We start from the raw sequence: 20376 nt of genomic DNA, 5'->3' as shown, positions 1-20376 counted from the left end.
ATCGGGCAGGATGCTTTTTCTTTTCACGGGAAAAGCTAGGGAAAACGAAAGGAGGCGGGCGCATGAAAGCGATCCTGACAGGACTGGCGGTCGGAACGGGGCTGCTGGCCGCCGTTGCGGGCAGCGCCTGCGCGGCGGGGGCGTCAGCGGAGGGGCCGGCAGGGGGAGCGGTCCCGGCGCTTGTCGCAGCGGCGCCTTCGCATGCGGCTCCTGCCTACGCGAGATGGGGCAGGCTCGCGGTCGAGCAGACGATGAAGAAGTATGGAGCCGGCATCCGGGACTACCGCTACGAAGGAGCCTTTCCAGGCCAAAGCGGCTCGGTGGAGCATCGCTTCAAGCTCGTGCTCGAGCCGAAGTCCGGCGTGCCGGCGGCGGTCGTCTGCCGCGTGCGGGTTGAAGAGGGCCGGCTGCTGGAGGTAGAATGGACGGAGAGCGCTCCGTGAGGAGCGCCGGGTAGCCGATATCCAATGAGGAGGAAGCGATATGCTGATTACGACGACGCCGTCCGTAGAGGGCCGGCCGATCCGCGAGTATGTGGGCATCGTGAACGGAGAGGCGATCATGGGAGCGAACGTGGTGAGGGACTTCCTCGCTTCGATCACGGATGTGGTAGGCGGCCGCTCCGGCGCTTACGAGGGCAAGCTGAAGCAGGCGCGCGACATCGCCATCGAGGAGATGCGCCAGCAGGCGTCGAGCCTCGGCGCCAACGCGATCGTCGGCGTCGATCTCGACTACGAGGTCGTGCGCGACGGCATGCTGATGGTCACCTGCAGCGGCACGGCGGTCCGCCTCTGATGGACTTCCTCTACCGGATCGCCGAAGAGAAGATTCGCGAGGCGATGGAGAGAGGGGAATTCGAAGGGCTGGCAGGCAAAGGCAGGCCGCTCGAGCTCGACGATCTGGCGCATGTGCCTGAGGAGCTGCGAGCCGGCTACCGCATGCTCAAAAATGCGGGCATGGTGCCCGAGGAGGTGCAGCTCTCGCGCGACATCGCCAGCCTGAACGGCTTGCTGGCGCTATGCCGCGACGAGGAGGAGCGCCGCAGCCTCGGCCAGCAGCTGTCGCTCAAGCGGATGCGGCTGCAGGCGCTGTCCGGCTCCCGCGGCTGGGACCACTTGGCCGCGCATGCGGAGTATGGAGCTAAAATCAGGGAGAAGCTGGAAGGGGAATCGGAGCAGTGAGCAAGGTGCAGACGACAGAGGAGCTGCTGAAGCGGCTCGAGCAAGGCGAAGCGATCAATCTCGTGGACGTGCGCGAGGACGAGGAATGGGAGGACGGGCATATCGCCGAGGCGCGCCATGTCGCGCTTTCGCGCCTGCAGGAGAGCATGGACGAGCTCCGTCCCGAGGACGGCACGATCTGGCTCATCTGCCGCAGCGGCGCGCGCAGCGGACGCGCCTGCGACTATCTGAACGCGATCGGCTACGACGCGGTCAACGTCGAGGGCGGCATGCTGTCCTGGCCGGGGGAGATCGTGACCGGGCGCTAGGATGGGGATCGTTGAATTGAAAAAGGGACGCAGGCGGAATTTTCCGCCTGCGTCCCTTTACGTTTTTATGCCGCGCTGCGCGGCGGCTTCCATGGCTTCAAGCGAAGGAGGAACTTCCCGTGCCTTCGTCCAGCGTGACCCGGTTGCGTCCGGCATCCTTGGAGCGGTAAAGCGCCCGGTCGGCGCGCCCGATCAGCTCGGCGGCCTCGGCCGTCGCCCCGGAGCCTTCGCCGGAATCCGGCGATGCCGCTCCCGCAGCCGAGTCCCGGGCGGCGCCGGACTTGCCTGCGGCAGCGGCTCCGGCGGCGGACGCGGCGGCGGCTGGCCGCGTCTCTTCCCGAGGCTGGCCCGTCTCGATCGACGCGACGCCGATGCTGAGCGTCACGCTGGGGGCGACTCGCGACTGCTCATGGAGCATCGCGGCCTCCTCGATGGCCCGCCGGATCGCTTCGGCGGCCTGCACCGCGTCATGGCTGCCGGAGCCGGGCAGCAGCACGGCGAATTCCTCGCCGCCGTAACGGGCCGCGGAAGCCGGGCCCGGGGCGATCCGATCCTCGATGAGCCGCGCGGTCTGCTTGAGGATGCGGTCCCCTTGCTGATGGCCGTAATGGTCGTTGTACGCCTTGAAAAAGTCGATGTCCAGCAGCAGCAGGCTGAACGGGGCGCCGGTGCGGCGCGACTCGGTCAGGTGGCGGGCGAGCAGCTCGTCGAAGCGGCGGCGGTTGGCGATGCCGGTCAGGCCGTCGAGCTGCGACAGCCGGCTCAGCTCGTCGTTGAGCGCATGCAGCTCCTCCTGCGTCTGCAGCAGATCCTCCTGATGCCGGGCAAGCCGGACGTAGAGCCGGTTCACCTCATAGATGATCGCGCAGATGATGGCGAAGGCGGAGACGAGCGAGTTGACCCGCGCGAGATACCAGCCGAGCGAGTAGCGGGCGCCGGCGAATACCGTGAGCGTGATGTCGAGCATGAAGGCGAGCATCGCGACGGTCAGCCACAGGTTCAGCACGGTGCGGCCGCGCTGCAGCGTCCAGAGCAGGACGAGCGCGATGGCGCTGAACAGCCAGATGACCGGTCCGATCCCTTGGCTGAGCAGCGGCGTGAACCTGCTCTCGTCGAGCAGGATCGGCAGATGGTCATGGGCGAGCAGCGCGACGAGCGTCAGCGCCGTCACGAGCGCGATCGATGCCGCTCCTGCCAGCAGGGCGAGGGGCATGCTGCCCCTGCCTGGCGGGCGGCCGCGCTCGAAGCGGGCGACGGCCAGATAGGCGATGAGGCCGATCGGGAATCCGGCATGCCAGAGCGTCCAGAGCCAGACGGAAGTTTGCGGCCCGGCTCCGAACAGGCCATTCTCGCTGAAGACGCCGGGAAACGTCAGGATATGCGGCACGATGATGAGGCCGCTGTACAGATACGTCGCGGCGAGGACGAGCGTCGCCCGGCTGCCGGCGGCGCGGTACTGGCTGAACAGCAGATGCGCCGTCAGCAGGTCGGCGAAGATGAACCAGGCGATGAACGCCGGCAGGAAAGGCTGGATCGTGCCGATCGGATGCTGCCCGAAGGGCAGCGCGGCGATGGAGATGGCGGCGAGCAGCGCGGCAGAGACGGCTGCGGCTGTCCGCTGCTTGGCGCTGGAGGGGAGCTGCAGCAGCTGGGTCGTCATTCGGTCGGTCATGTAGAGGAAAGCTCCTTCTTGTTGTCCTAGTGGCGCTTGGCTGCGCCTTCTCCCCTATATCGGCAGGAAGGACGAAATGTTGCTCCTTCGGGAGAGGCCGCGGGCAACTTTTGCGCTGCATCCGCATAATTCGGCCCGATGGCGCCATAGAGTAGGGTAAGCGATTCTATGAATCTAGGGAAGGCTGCGAGAGTCTGAGGCCAGGCCGTGCGGCGAAGGGAGAGGCTGGAGATGGAAGGAAACAAGGGAACGGCTCTCGATCTGGGCATCCAGGGGATGAGCTGCTCGGCATGCGCGGTCCGCATCGAGAAATCGCTCGGCAAGCTCGGCGGCGTGCAGGAGGCTGCGGTCAGCTATGCCTCCCGCCGGGCCTGGATCCGCTATGCTCCGGACGAGCTCGAGGCGGAGGCGATCAAGGAGCGGATCCGCCGGCTCGGCTTCGGCGTCTCGGATCCGGGCGACCGGAGCGCCGAGTACGCCGCGATGCGGACGCTGCGCTTGCGGCTGCTCGTCTCGGCGCTGCTGACGCTGCCGCTGCTGTGGGCGATGGCCGGGCATTACGCGGCCCTTTCCTTCCTCCCGCTGCCGGATTTCATCCGCAGCGGCTGGGTGCAGCTCGGGCTGGCGACGGCGATCCAGTTCGGCGTCGGCCTGCCTTTCTACCAGAATGCCTGGAGCGCGCTGCGGGCCGGCAGCGCCAACATGGACGTGCTCGTCGCGCTCGGGACGTCCGCCGCCTATCTGTACAGCCACTATGTCGTGTTCGCCCATGCCTCCTCCTCGGGCGCGCATCCGGACGGCATGCTCCCGCTGTACTTCGATACCGGAGCGGTCGTCATCACGGCCGTGCTGCTCGGCAAGTACATGGAATCCCGCTCGGCGGCGCGGGCGCTGCGGGAGAGCGACGGCTACGCCAAGCTCAAGGCGGAGGAGATCACCGTGCTGCGGGCCGAGGAGGCGCGGCGGGTGCCGGCATCGAGCGTCCGCGACGGAGATATCGTGCTCGTCGCGCCGGGCGGCCTCGTGCCGGTGGACGGGCTGGTGACGGGAGGGCAGTCGGAGGTCGACGAATCGCTGCTGACGGGCGAAAGCCGCGCCGTCTCCAAGCGTCCCGGCAGCCGCGTCTGGGCGGGCACGACGAACCGCGGCGATACGCTGCGCATCCGCACCGAGACGACCGGCGAAGGCACGCTGCTGAGCCGGATCGACGCGCTGCTGCGCCAGGCGCAGGCGTCCAAGACCGGCATCCAGCGCAAGGTGGACCGCATATCCGCTCGGTTCGTGCCGCTCATGCTGCTCGCATCCGCCTTGACCTACGCCGCCTGGGCGCTCTGGCTCGCTCCGGGAGACGGCTCGCAGGCGGCGCTGAGCGCGCTGGCGGTGCTGCTCGTCGCCTGTCCGTGCGCGCTCGGGCTGGCGACGCCGATCTCGCTCGTCATCGCCTCCGGCAAGCTGGCGCGCCGCGGCGTCATCGTCAAGGAGGCTTCGGCGCTGGAAAGCTTGGCCAAGGTGGAGGTCGTGCTGCTGGACAAGACGGGCACGCTGACCGAAGGCAGGCCTTGCGTCGCCGGCATGCAGCCCGCGCCGGGCTGGAGCGCTGCCGCCGTGCTGAAGCTGGCCGCCGCCGCCGAAGCGGAGTCGCCGCATCCGTATGCGGCGGCCGTCCGCGAGGAGGCGAGGCGCCGCGGGCTCGTGCCGCCTGCCGCCGACAACCGGATCGAGTGGACGGGCTACGGCGTAGCCGCGGACTGCGTGGAGGGGCGGGTCGCCGTCGGCGGCAGGCAGCTGGCCCAGCAGGAGCGCTGGAGCGGCATGAAGCGGGCGGAGGACTTCGCGGCGATCCGCGAGGCGCAGGGCGAGACGGTGCTGTTCGTCGCGCTCGGCCGCGACTGCATCGGCGCGCTCGCGCTCGGCGACCGGCTCAAGCGGGAGTCGCCGGAGGCGGTGCAGGCGCTGCGGATGGCCGGGCTGGACGTCTGGCTGGCGACCGGCGACAGCGCCGGACCGGCAGCCGCCGCGGCGCGGGAGGCGGGCATCGTCCGCTGGAAGGCCGGCATGCTGCCGGAAGACAAGCTGCAGCAGATCCGCGCGCTGCAGCGCCAAGGGCGCGTCGTCGCGATGGCCGGCGACGGCTGGAACGACGCGCCGGCGCTCGCGGCGGCCGATGCCGGCTTCGCGATGGCCGGCGGCACCGACGCCGCGCTGGATGCCGGCCATGTCGCGCTGCTGCGGCCGAGCCTGACGGGCATCCACGGCGCGATCGCGGCGAGCCGGCTGACGATGCGCAACATCAAGCAGAATCTCGGCTTTGCTTTCCTCTACAATGTCGTCATGGTGCCCGTCGCCGCCTGCGGCCTGCTGGAGCCGTGGATGGCCGGAGCGGCGATGGCGCTCAGCTCGGTCACTGTCGTGGGCAACGCGCTGCGGCTGTCCGGACGCCTAGCGCGCGAGCTCCGCTAGGACGCGGGCCGCGCGCCAGGCTGCGGCAGAGGCTGCGGCAGGCAGGAATCCGCTTTCAACGTGCAGAAGGAGATAGCGGAGCAGCCGGCAAGCGGGCGAGGGCAAGCCCGCTTGCCGCAGCGAAGAGGAGGCGTTCGGAAGTGATGATGTTCACGGACCTGGACCGGGGCAGGCCTTTCGCCAAGGATCCTGCGGTCGTCAAGCATGGCGGAAGATATCTTCTCTACTACTCGATCGGGCCGCAAGCCGGCACGGACGATGCCGGAGCGTGGGGAATCGGCATCGCGGCCAGCGAGGATCGGGTCAGCTGGAGCAAGCTCGGCGAAGTGCCGCTGGAGCAGCAGTGCGAGCGGAACGGAATCTGCGCGCCCGGGGCGGTCGTGCTGGACGGGAGGATCCATCTGTTCTATCAGACGTACGGCAACGGGCCGCTCGACGCGATCTGCCACGCGGTGTCGGAGGACGGCATCCGCTTCGAGAAGAACGGCTCGAACCCGGTGTTCCGCCCGACAGGGCAGTGGAACAACGGCAGGGCGATCGACGCGGAGGCGATTCCGTTTCGGGGCAAGCTGCTGCTGTACTTCGCCACCCGCGATCCGCAAGGCAGGATCCAGCTGCAAGGAGTCGCCGCCGCGGAGCTGGATTCCGGATTCGGCCGGGAAGCCTGGACGCAGGCCTGCGACGCTCCGATCCTCCGGCCGGAGCTTCCCTGGGAGGAGGAATGCATCGAGGCGGCTGCGGTCTGCGAGCGCGACGGCAGGCTGTACATGTTCTACGGCGGCGCCTACAACAACCGCCCGCAGCAGATCGGCTGCGCGGTCAGCGACGACGGCATCTGCTGGACGCGGCTTTTCGACGAGCCGTTCCTGCCGAACGGGGAGCCCGGCAGCTGGAACTCGAGCGAGTCCGGACATCCGTTCCTGTTCACGGACGAAGACGGGCGGACGTACTTGTATGATCAGGGGAATGGCGACATGGGGCGCTCCTGGTGCTTGTCGATGACCGAGATCGGCTGGCGGGACGGACTGCCTTTCCTGATCTCGGGCTAGACGTGGCTCGGCTTGTACGGCGCGACTGCGGGCAGGTCGAGCGCGGCCAGAGGGGCCTAGATGGCGAAAACAGGCGTTTTGCGGGCGGCCGAGAGGGCCGCCGCCGCAAAACGCCTGTTAGGCTTGTCTAGGGTGTGGTTGCAAACCCGCCAAGGGGCATTATCACCGCCTTTTTGCCCCCTGCTTTGCCACGCAGGAACCAAAAATTCGGCCCTATCGGCTTCTTTCGGAGTAGTCAAACACGCTCTAGGCCAGCATCGAGAGAGGCGGCTGGTCCGCCTCAAGCGCTTCATGCGGCTCATACGCTTCATGCGCCCCAAGCTCCGCATGCGCCTCATTCGCCGAGCATGCCGCGCAGCTCCTCCTCGCGCACGACGACCGGCTCGAGCGGCAGAGGCCGCTCCCGCGCCGCCTCGATCAGCTCGCTCGGCATGACCGGCTCGGCCCGCTCGAGCAGGCCGCTCCAGCGGGCGAGCAGGCCGACGACGCGCTCGGGCCGCACGCCGGCCTCGCGCAGCGCCTGCAGCGAGATGCCGCCGTGGCGCTTGGCAAGCCGTTTGCCGTCCGGCCCCATGAGCAGCGGCACATGCGCGTAGCGCGGCGCCGCATGGCCGAGCGCCTCGAGCAGCAGCAGCTGGCGCGGCGTCGAGTCGAGCAGGTCGCTGCCGCGCAGCACATGGGTGACGCCCATGGCGGCATCGTCGACGGCGACCGCGAGCTGGTAGCTGAAGATGCCGTCCGCCCGCCGCACGACGAAGTCGCCTCCGGCTCCGGGCGCCGTCTCTTGCGGCCCGGCGCATTCGTCATCGAAGCGGACGATCCGCTCCGGCGGCACGGCGAACCGCAGCGACGGCTGCTTGCGCCGCGCGCGCACCTGCCGCTCCTCCTCGCTCAGGCAGCGGCAGGTGCCGGGATAGGCCGGCCCTTCCGAGGCCAGGCCATGGGGCGCGCTCGCGACGGCGGCCAGCTCGGCGCGGCTGCAATAGCACGGGTACAGCAGCCCCTGCGCGCGCAGCCGCTCCAGCGCTTCTTCGTAAAGAGGGAGCCGCTCGCTCTGCGTGTACGGTCCGCGCGGGCCGCCGCTGTCTGGCCCCTCGTCCCAGTCGAGTCCGAGCCAGCGCAGGTCGCGCAGCGCCGCCTCGGCGTAGTCGGGCCGCGAGCGCGGGCCGTCGATGTCCTCCATGCGGAGCAGGAACGCGCCGCCGAGGCGGCGGATCTGGAGCCAGGCGAGCAAGGCGGTGCGGGCGTTGCCGAGATGCATGAGCCCCGACGGAGTCGGAGCGAAGCGGCCGGCGGTCATCGGTTGTCCCTCCTCGCGGCGGAAGCCTGCGGCTCCCGCGAATTCAACTTCGGGCTTGGGCGCGCCCGGTCTGACTGGTATGATAGCATGAGAGATTGCGGGCTGCAATTCGAGAGGAGAGGACGACGATGGACGACAGGACGACAGATCGCGGCCATGGAGCCGCCGGGCCGGACGGGCCGGACGCGTCGGACGCGACGGTCGCGGAGCGCGTCCGCGAGCTTGGACGGCGGCTGGACGAGGCGCTGGAGGCGGAATCGGAGCAGCGCGTGCTGGAGCGCAGCCGCGAGCGGCTCGATCGCGAGATCTGGCAGCTGGAGCGGCGGCAGGCGGAGCGTCTGGTGCGGCACGGCAAGGAAGCGGCGGACGTCGAGCGCCTGTCGCAGCGCAGCTGGAGCTCGATCTGGCTGCGGCTCAGCGGAGGCTTGGAGGAGCAGCTGGAGCTGGAGCAGCTGGAAGCCGAGCGGGCGGCCGCCGAGGTCAAGGAGGGCGAGGCGGAGCTGCAGGAGCTGCGCGAGATGCTGGCGCGGACGAGCGTCCGGCTCGGAGAGCTCGCTCCTGCGGCGGGCGGCAGCGAGGCGATCCGCAGCGAGCGGGAGCGGCTCGTCTTGAGCGCGTTCCCCGCCGTCGCCGCCGGCGTGCGGGAAGTCGACGGCCAGCTCCGCGCCAGGCAGGCGCTGCTCGCGGAGCTGCGCGAGGCGATTCATGCGGCGGGCGCGCTCGTCTCGCAGCTGGAGCGCGCGGTGGACCGGCTGGAGTCGGCGGCCGCCTGGGGCACGTACGACATGCTCGGCGGCGGCGTGATCGCGACAGCGGCCAAGCATGGCCGGCTCGACGAGGCGCAGGAGGCGCTGGTCGGCGCGCGCTCGGCGGCGCGGCGGCTGCACAAGGAGCTGGCCGATGTCGGCGAGGCCGCCTCGTTCGACATCGCGATCAGCGACGGAGCCCGGCTCGGCGATTATTTGCTGGACGGGCTGTTCATGGACTGGCATGTCCAGGGCAAGATCAACGGCGCGAGGGATAGCAACGAACGCCTGCTGGGCGAGGCTCGCCAGCTTCGGCGGCGGCTGGAGACGGAAGCGGGCAAGGCCGAGCGGGAGCTGGCGGCGCTGCGCGCCCGCCGCGCGTCCCTGCTGGATTCGGCGGGATGACGGACCGGAGGCCGTCCTCCCCAAGCGATGATTTAGGAAGCGAATCAATAGAATGGAGCTGCGAGCATGCTGCGCATCATGGCGATGGATTCAACCGGCCGACTCCGCAAGGATGTCGGGCTGGACGAGCTTAAAACGATGGACCCGGTCTGGTACTGGGCCGATATCGGACAGCCGGAAGAGGCCGAGATCCGGCTGCTGGACGAGTATTTCCATTTTCACCCGCTGGCCATCGAGGACTGCCTGCATCTGCTGCAGCGGCCGAAGGTCGACCATTACGAGGACGTCCATTTCTTCGTCCTGCATGCGCTGGAGGCGGAGACGCTTCAGGTGCAGGAAGTGAACCTGTTCCTCGGCCCGAACTTCGCGGTGACGTTCCGCTTCGCCGCCTGCGCCGAGATCGACGCGGCCTGGCAGGCGGCGGCCGTGCATCCCAAGCATCCCCGCAGCGGCCATCTGGCCGTCGCGCACGCGGTCATGGACCGGCTCGTGGACCGGTATTTCCCGTCGATCTACGAGCTGGAGGACCAGCTGCTCGACGCCGATCCCGGCAGCCGCGGCTATTCCGACCGGACCGGCATCGACGGGGTGTTCGCGATCCGCAGCAAGCTGCTGCGCCTGCGCAAGACGATCGTGCCGATGCGCGACCTGCTGTACCGGATGACGACGATCGAGGCGATTCCCGGGCTGAAGGAGTTCCGGGCCTTTTTCCACGACATCTACGACCATCTGCTCAAGCAGGCGGAGACGCTGGAGGCGTGCCGGGACATGACCGCGGACATGCGGGACAGCTACATGAGCTACAGCTCCAACCGGATGAACGGCATCATGAAGACGCTCACCGTCATCACGACGATCTTCATGCCGCTGACGTTCCTCGCGGGCATCTACGGCATGAACTTCATCCATATGCCCGAGCTCGAGTGGCGCTACGGCTACTTCGGCGTGCTGGCGGGCATGGGGCTGATCGCGTCGGGCATGTTCGCCTGGTTCAAGCGCAAGGGGTGGTTCGACTGAGCGGAGCGGGCAAGCCTACGGAAAGAGGTGGGACGATGGAAGGATCAGGCAGGCTGCCGGTCGACGAGATCCTGCCGGGACTGCTGGACGCGCTGGAAACGCAGGGCCGTGCCGTGCTCGTCGCGCAGCCCGGCGCGGGCAAGACGACGCGCGTGCCGCTCGCGCTGCTCGGCGCGGGCTGGCTCGGCGGGCGCAAGGTGCTCATGCTCGAGCCGCGGCGGCTCGCCGCGCGCTCGGCGGCGGCGTACATGGCCCGGCAGCTCGGCGAGGAGCCGGGCGGCACGGTCGGCTACCGCGTGCGGCTCGACACCAAGGTCGGACCGCGCACGCGCGTCGAGGTCGTCACGGAGGGCATCCTGACGCGGCTGCTTCAGGAGGACCCGGCGCTGGAGGCGTACGGAGCGGTGCTGTTCGACGAATTCCACGAGCGGCATCTGCACAGCGACCTCGGCCTGGCGCTTTGCCTGCAGTCCGCGGCGCTGCTGCGCGAGGACCTGCGGCTCGTCGTCATGTCGGCGACGCTGGACGCCGGCCGCGTGGCGGAGCTGCTCGGCGGAGCGCCGGTGCTGGCGAGCGAGGGGCGCCAATATCCGGTGGAGACGCGCCATCGGCCTCGGCCCGCGGGCTCGCGGCTGGAGCAGGCGGCGGCCGCGGCGGCGCTCGAGGCTCTGCGCGAGCAGGAAGGCGACGTGCTCGTGTTTTTGCCGGGCATCGCGGATATCCGGCGGACGGAGTCCGAGCTGCGGCGGGTCGGACTGCCGGCTGGCGTCGACGCGCGCCAGCTGCACGGCGGCATGCCGCTGCAGGCGCAGGACGAGGCGGTCGCCGCCTGCGCGCCCGGCAGGCGCAAAATCGTGCTCGCGACGTCGATCGCGGAGTCGAGCCTGACGGTCGCCGGAGTGCGGGCCGTCGTTGACGCCGGGCTGATGCGGGTGCCGCGCTTCTCGCCGCGCACTGGCATGACGCGGCTCGAGACGGTGCCGGTGTCGCAGGCGTCCGCCGACCAGCGGCGCGGACGCGCGGGGCGCACCGCGCCGGGCCGCTGCTGGCGGCTGTGGAGCGAGGAGGCGCATCGGCTGCTGCCGGCCTACGGCACGCCGGAGCTGCTGGAGGCCGACCTCGCGCCACTTGCGCTGGAGCTGGCGGCTTGGGGCACGGCCGATCCGGCGGAGCTGGACTGGCTGGACGCGCCGCCGTCCGGCGCGTACGAGCAGGCCTGCTCGCTGCTGGAGCGGCTCGGCGCGCTCACGGCGGAGCGGCGCATTACGCCGCACGGCCGGCGCATGGCCGCGCTCGGCGGGCATCCGCGGCTCGCGCATATGGCGCTGGAGGCGGAGCGGCTCGGCTGGAGCGAGGCCGCCTGCGAGCTGGCGGCGCTGCTCGGCGAGCGCGATCTGCTGCGCGGCGAGCGCAGCGCCGACCTGCGGCTGCGCGTCGAAGCGCTGCGCGCCGCCGGCCGCGCCGGCGGGAGCGGCGGCGATCCGGCGCTGGCCGCCGCCGCTGCGCGCACCGCGGCGGAAGCGCGCCAGTGGCGCCGCTCGCTGGAGGCGATGCGCCGGGACGGCTCGGCGGCGGCGGAGCGGCGAGCGGCTGCTTCGGCGCCGGGCGCGGACAGGCGAAGGGCCGCTCCGGCGGCCGGAACGGAGCGGACGCCGGGCGGCGAAGCCGGGCGGACGGCAGGCGAGGCTTCGCCGCGCGGCAGCTCCGTGCCGTCTGCCGCGCGCGGGGCGGAGCAGCCGGACATCGGACTGCTGCTCGCGCTCGCCTATCCCGACCGGATCGCGCAGCGGCGCCCGGACGGACGCTATGTGCTGGCGATCGGCCGCGGAGCGGCGCTGGCGAATGTCCAGCCGATCTCCTCGTCCGCCTATCTCGTCGCCGCCGATCTCGACGATGCCGGAACGGAAAGCCGGATCGATCTGGCCGCTCCGGTCGAGCTCGCGGCGCTGGAGGCGCTGCTGCCGGAGCTGTTCGAGCCGGAGCAGACTGTCGAATGGGATGCCGCCGCGCAAGCGGTGCGCAGCCGCAGACGGACCCGGCTCGGCGCGATTGTCGTGCGCGAGGCGCAGCTGGACCGTCCGGATCCGGAGCGGGTGACGGCGGCGCTGCTTCAGGGCATCCGCAGCGAAGGCTTGCGGCTGCTGCCGTGGACGCGCCAGACGCGCCAGCTGCAAGCCCGCATGCAGCTCATGCATGCGGTGCGGCCCGACTGGCCGGACGCGTCCGACGAAGGGCTGCTCGCGACGCTGGAGGACTGGCTGGCGCCGCATGCGGCCGGCATCCGCAGCGCCTCCGGCTTGCAAAAGCTGCCGCTGGCCGAGGCGCTCGACTCGCGGCTCGGCTGGGAGCGGCGCAGGCAGCTCGACTCGTATGCGCCGACGCATTTGACGGTGCCGAGCGGCTCGCGCGTTCCGGTCGATTACAGCGATCCGCAGGCGCCTTTCCTCGCGGTGCGGCTGCAGGAGATGTTCGGGATGAAGGAGACGCCGCGCGTCGGCGGCGGCCGGCTCCCGGTCGTGCTGCATCTGCTGTCGCCGGCGCAGCGCCCGGTGCAGGTGACGCGCGACCTCGAGAGCTTCTGGAGCACGACGTACTTCGAGGTGCGCAAGGAGCTCAAGGTGCGCTATCCGAAGCATTACTGGCCGGAGAATCCGCTGGAAGCCCAGGCGACGAGCCGCGTGCGGCCGAGGAGCCCGGGCTGAGCGAGGGGCAGGAGAGAGGGGGATGGTCGGATGAATGGATGGCAAGGCGCGGTCCTGCTTTATGCGGCGGCCATGAGCGTCTACGCGTTCGCGCTGTTCGGCATCGACAAAAAGGCGGCGCGGAAGTCCCGGCGGCGCATACCGGAAAAAAGGCTGTTTGCCGCAGGCTTCCTCGGGGGCGGCATCGGGGCTTGGATCGGCATGTCCGCATGGCGGCACAAGACGAAGCATGCCTCCTTCCGCATCGGCGTGCCGCTGCTCGCCGTCTGGAGCGTTGCAGCGCTTGGCGCGCTGGCCTGGCTCGTCCGCTGATTGACGGTGCAGGAGCAAGAATGGCCTGTCTCGTTCGCAGCTTGACGGTGCAGGAGCAAGGTTGGACCGTTTCGTCCGCTCATTGACGATGCAGGAACAAGGTTGGCCTGTCTCATCCGCTGATTGACGATACAGGAACAAAAAAAGGCGAGCTGCCCCGTCGGGACGGCTCGCTTTTGTCGTTGCTAGAGATCATGCCTTTTTAGGCTTGCATTCTAGTCCGCTGCGTGAGGGCTGGCAAGGTCGACTCTCTGGTTGAGCCGATGCGCCGGAGCTGCGTTGCGCGGAAAAACCGAGTAACTGGAGTGCGGAGGAGGCAGACCGAGGGGAGTTGCGCGGAAAAACCGAGTAACTGGCGCACGGGGAAGGCAGATCGAGTGGAGCTGCGCGGAAAAACCGAGTAACTCGCGTTCGGAGGAGGCAGACCGAGGGGAGTTGCGCGACTAATCGGCTCCGCATTGCCTGTTGCCGGAAGTGGAAGGCAGCGGGAGCTTACGACCCAACCAGCCATGACGGTATATCCGGCAAGCGATGACCGGGTCATGAAGGAAATAGGCTCCCCGCCGCTGGGACGGCGCATGACGCTGTGAGATGCTGGAGAGGAACATGACCGCTAGGAGGTTCCTCCATGAATCAATGCGACAATCGGCGGCTGGCGCTCGACATTGCCTACGGCTTGGCCTGCGAAGGACGGGCGCTGCCGAACGGCTTGCCGAAGCGGCTGCTGGACCGGGCAGTCTGGCATGCCCGGGCAGCGAGCCATCCCGCCGGCAGGCTGCCGAAAGGCAAGCGGCTGCCTTGGCGCATGCTGTATTGGATCGCGCGGCTGGCCGGCACGGAACGCCGGCTGCGGCGCGCTTATTCCCGACCGGGTTTGCCAGACTAGACGTCCGCTGCGTCCCTAGCGCCGTGACCGCCCGTTTTGCGGAAACGGCCGATTGAGCTGCCTTGACCGCCTCATAGTCGGCTTATCAGGGGGCGCGGATTCGTCGCCTGCTTCGGCGGCGACGGCCGATTGAGCTGCCTTGACCGCCTCATAGTCGGCTTATTAGGCGGCGCGGATTCATCGCCTGCTTCGGCGGAAACGGCCGACTGAGCTGCCTTGACCGCCTCATAGTCGGCGTCTCAGGCATCGGTCTCCTTTGCCTGATGCTGCGGCGACGGCCGCCCCTCATCCCGCCTCGTCGGCGCCGCTGCCTGCTGCCGCTCCGCAGTCGAGCGGCAGGCGGAGCGACAGCGCCGCTTCGCCCGGCTGCGCCTCCAGCCGCAGCCGCCCGCCGAGGCGCTCCGCTTCTTCCCGCAGCCTCCGCAGTCCGAAGCCCTCCGCCGCTTCGGGCCGCGGAGGCTGTCCGTCGTTGCGCAGCTCGAACGAGAGCGTGCCGCCCTCCGCCGCGACGCGGCAGCGGAAGCGGCTCGCGGCGCCATGGCGCAGGCCGTTCGTCAGCCCCTCCCGAGCCGCTCGGACGAGCAGCGAGATCAGCTCCCGCGGCAGCGGGGGCAGCGGTCGCAGCTCCAGGCTGACGACGATGCCGGCATTCGCCTCGGCGTCGGCGAACAGCCGCTCGAGCGCCGGCGCGAGCCGCAGCTCCTCGTCCTCCTCGCGCATCGCGCGCACCGACGCGCGGATTTCGTCCAAGCCTTTGCGCACGAGCGATTGGGCAAGGCGGGCTTTGTCCAGCCCTTCGTTGCGCTGCCGCTCCAGCAGCAGGATGGACGCCTCAAGCTGGACGATAGAGGCGGTCAGCGTATGCCCGACATGATCATGCAGCTCCTGGGAGATGCGGGAGCGCTCTGCCAGGATGCCGTCCTTGATGCGGTCGCGCTCCAGCAGCTCCTCGTTCTGCTGCTCCAGCACCCGCTGATACTCGAGCCTCAGCCGCTTCTCGCGCAGCAGCAGGACGAGCCCGATGCAGCAGATGAGCACAAAGACGGCGATCAGCACGAGCTGGCGCAGCACGATCAGCGCGATATCGGAGAGGGAGTTCTCCAGCCAGACCGAGACCGACGGCATCGCGACCGCGAGCCGGTCGGCGGCGACGCTGAGCAGCAGTCCGACGAGCCCCGTCCGCAGCCAGGCGAGCTCGCCGCTCCTGAGGCCGAATTCCCGGCGCAGCGCATGCAGATACCACGGCGTGGACAGCAGGATGAAGGCGAACGTGGCCTCGGTCAGCGTCCGGTACAGGGCCGGACTCGTCAGCGACAGGACGGCGCTTGCGATCGCAAGCGCTCCGAACAGCATCGTCAGCTTGCGGAACCGGCTCCGTCCGGCTCCGGCCAGGTGGCCGAGCAAGCCTGCGATCGCGCAAGCCATGAGCGGATTGCTGATGCCGTTGAAGTACGAGAAGCGGCTCGTGGCGGCGAGCACATAGAAGAGCGACGAGCCGAAAAAGGCGGAATAGCCGGAGACGAACGTGATGGCGCCGAAATACAGGTAAAGCGGACTGCGGGAGACGAGCAGCCAGGCGATGCCGGAAAAGACGGCAAGCATCGCGTAGCAAGCCGCCATCGCGAAGCGGACGGAGTCCGCGCGCAGCGCGTAGTCGAGCAGCCGCTCCGCCGGCGCGGCGGCGATGCCGCCGAGGGCGAGCGAGCCGGGAGAGGCGGGCTCGATCTCGAGCTGGAGCAGCCGTCCTTGGGGGCGGAGCGGCAGCTCCGCCGCCCGCCAGCGGTCGGCGAGCGGCGCCTGCTCCGGCAGCGGGCCGTAGTCCGCCAGCGGCTGCCCGTCCAGCGTAACGCGGAACGCGCCCGGCTGGCGGAAAAAGAGGCGGTAGCTCCGCGGCTGGTCCAGCGCGTCCGGCAGCGTCCTCCGCACGATGAACCGCTCCGCCGCCTCGCCGGGCAGGCGCATGTCCGAGCCGCCGGAGGCGGCGTGGAGCTGCCCGGCGCCATCTCTGTCCGCCCCGCCGCTGCGGTCCTCGGCTCTTGTCGTTGTCGCCTCGCCTCGTGCCGCACCATCGCGATCACTCTCGCCGTCCGCCAAGCCCCGTGCCGCCAAGCCCCCTGCCGCCTGGATCTCGCCCTCGGCCAGCAGGCGCTCGGCCCGATCCAGCCGAATCCAGCGGCCGTCTGCGGCGAGCAGCTCCCAGCGCTCCGGCAAGCTGAGCGTGAACATCTCCGCCGGCCGCGCGACGCCCGGCTGCAGCGGCACCAAATAGAGCACGGCCGTAGCGGCCATCGCCGTCAGCAGCAGCGCCGAGGCGAGCCGCCTTGCCAGCCGGGACGCCTTCATTCGCGGCTCTCCGCGAGCCATTCGCCGAGCGCGATCGCGGCGACGGTGCGGTCGCGCGTGCCGAGCTTGGCGTACAGGCCGCTGACGTAATTTTTGACCGTGCCCTCGCTCATGAACAGGCGGGCGGCGATGTCCTTGTTGGCGCAGCCTGCGGCGAGCAGCGCGGCGACCTCGCGCTCCTTGGCCCCGAGCTGCAGCCGTCCGGCGCGGGCGCGGCTCGCGCCGATCAGCCCCTGGGCGGCCGCTCCGGCCGATTTCAGCCGGGCAGCCAGCCGTCCGGCGACGGAGGAGGGCAGCATGTAGGAGCCGTCCGCCGCTTGCCGGATCGCCTCGGCGAGCCGCTCGCCGGGGATGTCCTTGAGCAGGAAGCCGGCCGCTCCGGCGGCGAGCGCCTCGATGATGTAGTCGTCCTCCTCGAACGTCGTCAGCATGAGCACGACCGTGCCGGGCAGCGCTTGCTTGATGCGGCGCGCGGACTCGATGCCGTCCATGACCGGCATGCGGATGTCCATCAGCACGACCTGCGGCTTCAGCCGCACGGCCAGCTCCAGCGCCTCGGCGCCGTCCGCCGCCGCGCCCGTCACCGTCATGTCGTCCCGCAGCCCCAGAATCGTGCTCAGCCCGTCCCTCATCAGCTTCTGGTCGTCCGCCAGCAGCACCTCGATCATCGCTTCCGCCACCCCTTCGTCGCCTTCGTCGGCTTTTCCAGCCTCATCCATTCGAGTATACGAGCCGCGTTTCCGACCGGGCAAGCCTCCCCCTCCAAAAAGAGGACGCAGGAACCAGCCCGCCGTGACCAAGTCATGCCGCCGGATTCCCTTCATGCCGCTATTGCAGGCGCAAGCGGCGCTATGGTATAGTGTTCTTTCGCTTTTCATTGGAATCCCTTAGGAGGTAACTGACCATGAGCGCTCAAAGTGCCTATCAAGCGGAAGAAACGCGGCTCGCGGAAGCCGTGGAGGACATCAAGGGCCAGCTCGGAGGCATCGGCCCGCGCTATACCGGAGACGACTTCACCGAGCAGATGCTCGACCTGCAGCGCGAGGAGCGCCGCCAGCGGCTCGAGATCGCCCGCAAGGAAGCTTATTTCGGCCGGATCGACTTTCAAGAGGAAGGCAAGCCGGCGCCGCTGCCGCTGTACATCGGCAAGGCCGGCGTCGCCCGCGCAGGCTCGGACGAGCTGCTCGTCATCGATTGGCGGGCGCCCGTCGCGAGCCTGTTCTATTCCTTCAGCGGGGGCGAGGCTCCGGTAACCTACGACTCGCCGGACGGCGAGATCGGCGGCACGGTACATCTCAAGCGCAACCTGATGGTCCGGCAAAAGGAGCTGCTGCGGCTCGTCGACAGCTTCGTGCGCGGGCAGGAGGAGGACGCCGTCACCGACGAGTTCCTGCTGTACCGGCTCGGAGAGAGCAAGGACAACAAGCTGCGCGACATCGTCTCGACGATCCAGCAGGAGCAGGACAAGATCATCCGCGCGGACAAGAACCTGGCGCTGTTCATCCAGGGCGTGGCCGGCTCGGGAAAAACGACGGTCGCGCTGCACCGGCTCGCGTTCCTGCTCTACCAGTACGCCGGCCGCATCCGTTCGGAACGGATGATCATCTTCGCGCCGAACCGCATGTTCCTCGACTATATCAGCGGCGTGCTGCCGGAGCTCGGCGTCGGGGACATCGTGCAGACGACGTTCGCCGACTGGGCGATCGAGCTGCTGGAGCGCGAGGTGATGCTGCGCTCGCCGGTAGAGACGCTCGCCTATTGGTTCGAGCAGCCTCATGCGGAGGAGGAATACGCCGCCGCCTCCGGCCGGCTCAAGGGCAGCGCGGCGTTCAAGGAAGCGCTCGACGGCCGGCTCGCGGAGCTGGAGGCTTCGCTGCTGCCGGCCGAGCCGTTCGAGCCGCTGCCGGGCTTCAAGCTGACCGTCGCCAAGATGAAGGAATGGCATGAAACGGATTACGGCGAGGAGTCGATCATGCGCCGCAGGGAGCGGCTCGTCAGCCGCGTCAAGCGCTGGCTCGAGTCGGAGCTCAAGCAGCGGGGCGTCGCCGACAAAAAGCTGCGCTCGAAGGCGATGGCCAAGCTGAACGCCTTTTCCAAACGGATCCCCGCCTACAGCGCTCCGCAGCTGTACCGCAAGCTGCTGGAGGGCAAGAGCGGGGCGCAGCTGCTGCCCGCGCCGCTCGCCAAGGCGACGGCGGCCCGCCTCAAGCAAGGAGAAGCGGAGGCGGAGGACCTCGCTCCGCTCGTCTACCTGCATATCCGCCTGCACGGCCTCGGCCGGCCGTTCTACGACCATATCGTCATCGACGAGGCGCAGGACTACTCGCCGTTCCAGCTCGAGGCGCTCCGCCTCTGCCAGCAGCAGCCGTCGATGACGGTGCTCGGCGACCTGCAGCAGGGCATCCATGCCTATGCCGGCATCTCCGACTGGAGCGAGCTGAGCGGACGGTTCGACGAGGGCAGCGCCGGTTATTTCGAGCTGGACCGCAGCTACCGCTCGACGACGGAGATCATCGACTTCGCCAATCTGGTCCTCGCGGGCATGGGCAGCGCGGTCAAGCCGGCCGTGCCGGTGTTCCGCAGCGGCGATCCCGTCGTGCTGGAGCGCGTCTCCGCCGACGGCTGGGCGCCCAGGCTGGCCGCGGTTGTCGCGGACTGGCAGCGCGAAGGCCGCTTCCAGACGATCGCCGTCATCGGCCGCACCGAGCGCGAGTGCGCGGACATCCATGCGGCGCTGGAGTCGGCGGGCATCGAGGCGGCGCTCGTCCATGCTCGCCAGCCCGCTTACGGCGGCGGCCTGACGGTCGTGCCGGCCTATCTGTCCAAAGGGCTGGAATTCGACGCCGTGCTCGTCGCCGACGCGAGCGCCGAGGCTTACGGAGCGGCGGACGCCAAGCTGCTGTACGTCGCCTGCACGAGGGCGCTGCATCGGCTCGGACTGCTCCATCGCGGAGAGCCGGCCGTCCTGCTCGGCTGAAAAAGGGACAGAATCGGGCATACAGGGTAATACGCGGTAAAGCCGGCTCGTCCGGAACCGCGCCCGATGCGGCTGCGTATTGCACGGCAGCGCACGGACCGCGCGGCCATGGCGGAACAGCCGGGCCGGCGGCAGGCGATCCCGAAGGAGGAAGACGACGCATGGAGACAGATCGAGACACGAGCGAAGTACAGGAGGAGCGGCCGGCGGGCCGGATGGAGTCGCGAGAGCAGCTGCAGGCGGCGCTGGCGGAAATCGAGCGATGGGAAAAGGATCAGAAGAACCTGATGATCTGGGACCGGATGGCGCGGCTGCCGTTCAAGCTGCTCGACCGGCTGACGCCGAAAATCGTGCACGAGAAGCTCGGCCTGGCGCTCGACGAGCTGGGCGGCTACATCCAGAACGGCGGCAAGTATCTCGTCGCCGGACGGAAGGTCGGGGAGCTGCTGCGGTCCGCGGACCGCAGCCAGGGCGGAAGCGGCGACGGACCTTACCCGCTGGCCGCGATGAATGCGGCAGCGGCCCAGCTCGCCGAGGAACGCACGCGATTCGCGACCGCGCAGGGCGCGACGACCGGCTTCGGCGGCCTCTTCACGCTGGCGATCGACGTGCCTGCGGTGCTCGGCCTGTCGCTCAAGGCGATTCAGGAAATCGCGCTCAGCTACGGCTACGACCCGACGCTCAAGGAGGAGCGCGTCTTCACGGTCAAGGTCATGCAGTTCGCATCCTCGGATATTGTCGGGAAACGTGCTATTCTGGAAGAGATGATGCAGAGCGCCGCGGATGGAGGCAAGGCGGCCGGCGAGGCCGTCTCCCGCATCCAGGGCTGGCGCGAGGTGATCGCCGTCTACCGGGACAACTGGGGCTGGAAGAAGCTGCTCCAGGCCGTGCCGGTCGCCGGACTCGTGTTCGGGGCGTTCATCAATCGCGGCATGCTCCAGAACGTGACGGAATCCGCGATCATGCTCTATCGCAAGCGGCGCATTACCGAAAGGCTGGCAGAAAGCGGGGAATGACA

The 20376-nt window shown here is 69.2% G+C and carries 17 protein-coding genes; 13 read left to right on the top strand and 4 right to left on the bottom strand.

All coding sequences use genetic code 11. The features are described from left to right. Positions 1–62: 62 nt before the first annotated feature. From GE073_RS13960 to GE073_RS13945, 4 genes are read left to right on the top strand one after another with little or no spacing between them, the layout of a single operon-like run. Entirely contained in the window at positions 63–443 is a 381-nt protein-coding gene (locus tag GE073_RS13960; RefSeq protein ID WP_043110847.1) for a DUF3889 domain-containing protein, read from the top strand. Positions 444–483: 40 nt separating this feature from the next. After that, positions 484–795: a YbjQ family protein gene (locus tag GE073_RS13955; protein ID WP_028597348.1), complete on the top strand. Its 312-nt coding sequence runs from the start codon at positions 484–486 to the stop codon at positions 793–795. Beyond that, a complete protein-coding gene (locus GE073_RS13950) occupies positions 795–1181 on the top strand; it encodes a DnaJ family domain-containing protein (RefSeq protein WP_028597347.1) in 387 nt (128 codons plus the stop codon). The genes GE073_RS13955 and GE073_RS13950 overlap by 1 nt, the downstream gene beginning before the upstream one ends. Next, positions 1178–1489 carry a rhodanese-like domain-containing protein gene (locus GE073_RS13945; protein ID WP_174817712.1) on the top strand — a complete coding sequence of 104 codons (312 nt, stop codon included), beginning with the start codon at positions 1178–1180 and terminating at the stop codon, positions 1487–1489. Before GE073_RS13950 ends, GE073_RS13945 begins: the two co-directional genes overlap by 4 nt. A 97-nt stretch (positions 1490–1586) precedes the next feature. On the opposite strand, the gene GE073_RS13940 is transcribed toward GE073_RS13945, so the two are convergent. Then, a complete protein-coding gene (locus GE073_RS13940; RefSeq protein WP_153783710.1) occupies positions 1587–3161 on the bottom strand; it encodes a sensor domain-containing diguanylate cyclase in 1575 nt (524 codons plus the stop codon). Positions 3162–3392: 231 nt separating this feature from the next. On the opposite strand from GE073_RS13940, the gene GE073_RS13935 reads away from it, so the two are divergent. Together GE073_RS13935 and GE073_RS13930 are read left to right on the top strand one after the other, a co-directional pair. Then, a complete protein-coding gene (locus tag GE073_RS13935; RefSeq protein ID WP_153783709.1) occupies positions 3393–5621 on the top strand; it encodes a heavy metal translocating P-type ATPase in 2229 nt (742 codons plus the stop codon). Positions 5622–5764: 143 nt separating this feature from the next. Next, complete coding sequence (locus GE073_RS13930; RefSeq protein WP_153784740.1) at positions 5765–6670, top strand: glycoside hydrolase family protein; 906 nt, start codon at positions 5765–5767, stop codon at positions 6668–6670. A 334-nt stretch (positions 6671–7004) separates the two neighbouring features. Here the strand turns inward: GE073_RS13930 and gluQRS are convergent, their stop codons facing one another. Further along, on the bottom strand, positions 7005–7970 hold the full coding sequence (gene gluQRS / locus GE073_RS13925; protein ID WP_153783708.1) for a tRNA glutamyl-Q(34) synthetase GluQRS: 966 nt from the start codon (positions 7968–7970) through the stop codon (positions 7005–7007). A gap of 128 nt (positions 7971–8098) precedes the next feature. Between gluQRS and GE073_RS13920 the strand changes: the two genes are divergently transcribed. The 5 genes from GE073_RS13920 (at position 8099) to GE073_RS13900 (ending at position 14038) form a co-directional block, all read left to right on the top strand. Then, a complete protein-coding gene (locus GE073_RS13920) occupies positions 8099–9121 on the top strand; it encodes a hypothetical protein (RefSeq protein ID WP_153783707.1) in 1023 nt (340 codons plus the stop codon). Between the two features lie 66 nt (positions 9122–9187). Then, entirely contained in the window at positions 9188–10138 is a 951-nt protein-coding gene (corA, locus tag GE073_RS13915) for a magnesium/cobalt transporter CorA (RefSeq protein ID WP_028597342.1), read from the top strand. Positions 10139–10173: 35 nt separating this feature from the next. Beyond that, complete coding sequence (gene hrpB / locus GE073_RS13910; RefSeq protein WP_028597341.1) at positions 10174–12840, top strand: ATP-dependent helicase HrpB; 2667 nt, start codon at positions 10174–10176, stop codon at positions 12838–12840. A gap of 30 nt (positions 12841–12870) precedes the next feature. Then, the gene (locus tag GE073_RS13905; protein WP_052332916.1) at positions 12871–13152 is read left to right on the top strand and encodes a DUF1294 domain-containing protein; all 282 of its coding nucleotides are present in this window, start codon (positions 12871–12873) and stop codon (positions 13150–13152) included. Positions 13153–13780: 628 nt separating this feature from the next. Next, positions 13781–14038 (top strand): hypothetical protein, encoded by a 258-nt coding sequence (locus tag GE073_RS13900; RefSeq protein ID WP_028597339.1) that lies wholly within the window; start codon positions 13781–13783, stop codon positions 14036–14038. A gap of 285 nt (positions 14039–14323) precedes the next feature. On the opposite strand, the gene GE073_RS13895 is transcribed toward GE073_RS13900, so the two are convergent. Continuing rightward, positions 14324–16381 carry a sensor histidine kinase gene (locus GE073_RS13895; protein WP_153783706.1) on the bottom strand — a complete coding sequence of 686 codons (2058 nt, stop codon included), beginning with the start codon at positions 16379–16381 and terminating at the stop codon, positions 14324–14326. Then, on the bottom strand, positions 16378–17133 hold the full coding sequence (locus GE073_RS13890) for a response regulator transcription factor (RefSeq protein WP_228551525.1): 756 nt from the start codon (positions 17131–17133) through the stop codon (positions 16378–16380). The genes GE073_RS13895 and GE073_RS13890 overlap by 4 nt, the downstream gene beginning before the upstream one ends. A gap of 152 nt (positions 17134–17285) precedes the next feature. Here GE073_RS13890 and GE073_RS13885 point away from each other — a divergent pair, with 152 nt between their 5' ends. Together GE073_RS13885 and GE073_RS13880 are read left to right on the top strand one after the other, a co-directional pair. After that, on the top strand, positions 17286–19358 hold the full coding sequence (locus GE073_RS13885) for a HelD family protein (RefSeq protein WP_153783705.1): 2073 nt from the start codon (positions 17286–17288) through the stop codon (positions 19356–19358). A gap of 161 nt (positions 19359–19519) precedes the next feature. Beyond that, the gene (locus tag GE073_RS13880) at positions 19520–20374 is read left to right on the top strand and encodes an EcsC family protein (RefSeq protein WP_052332915.1); all 855 of its coding nucleotides are present in this window, start codon (positions 19520–19522) and stop codon (positions 20372–20374) included. Positions 20375–20376: the final 2 nt, after the last annotated feature.

Source organism: Paenibacillus sp. B01, from assembly GCF_009649995.1.
Classification (GTDB): Bacteria; Bacillota; Bacilli; order Paenibacillales; family Paenibacillaceae; genus Paenibacillus_O; species Paenibacillus_O pasadenensis.
The sequence above is the reverse complement of the archived record's forward strand: the minus strand, read 5'-3'. Positions and strand labels throughout refer to the sequence as shown.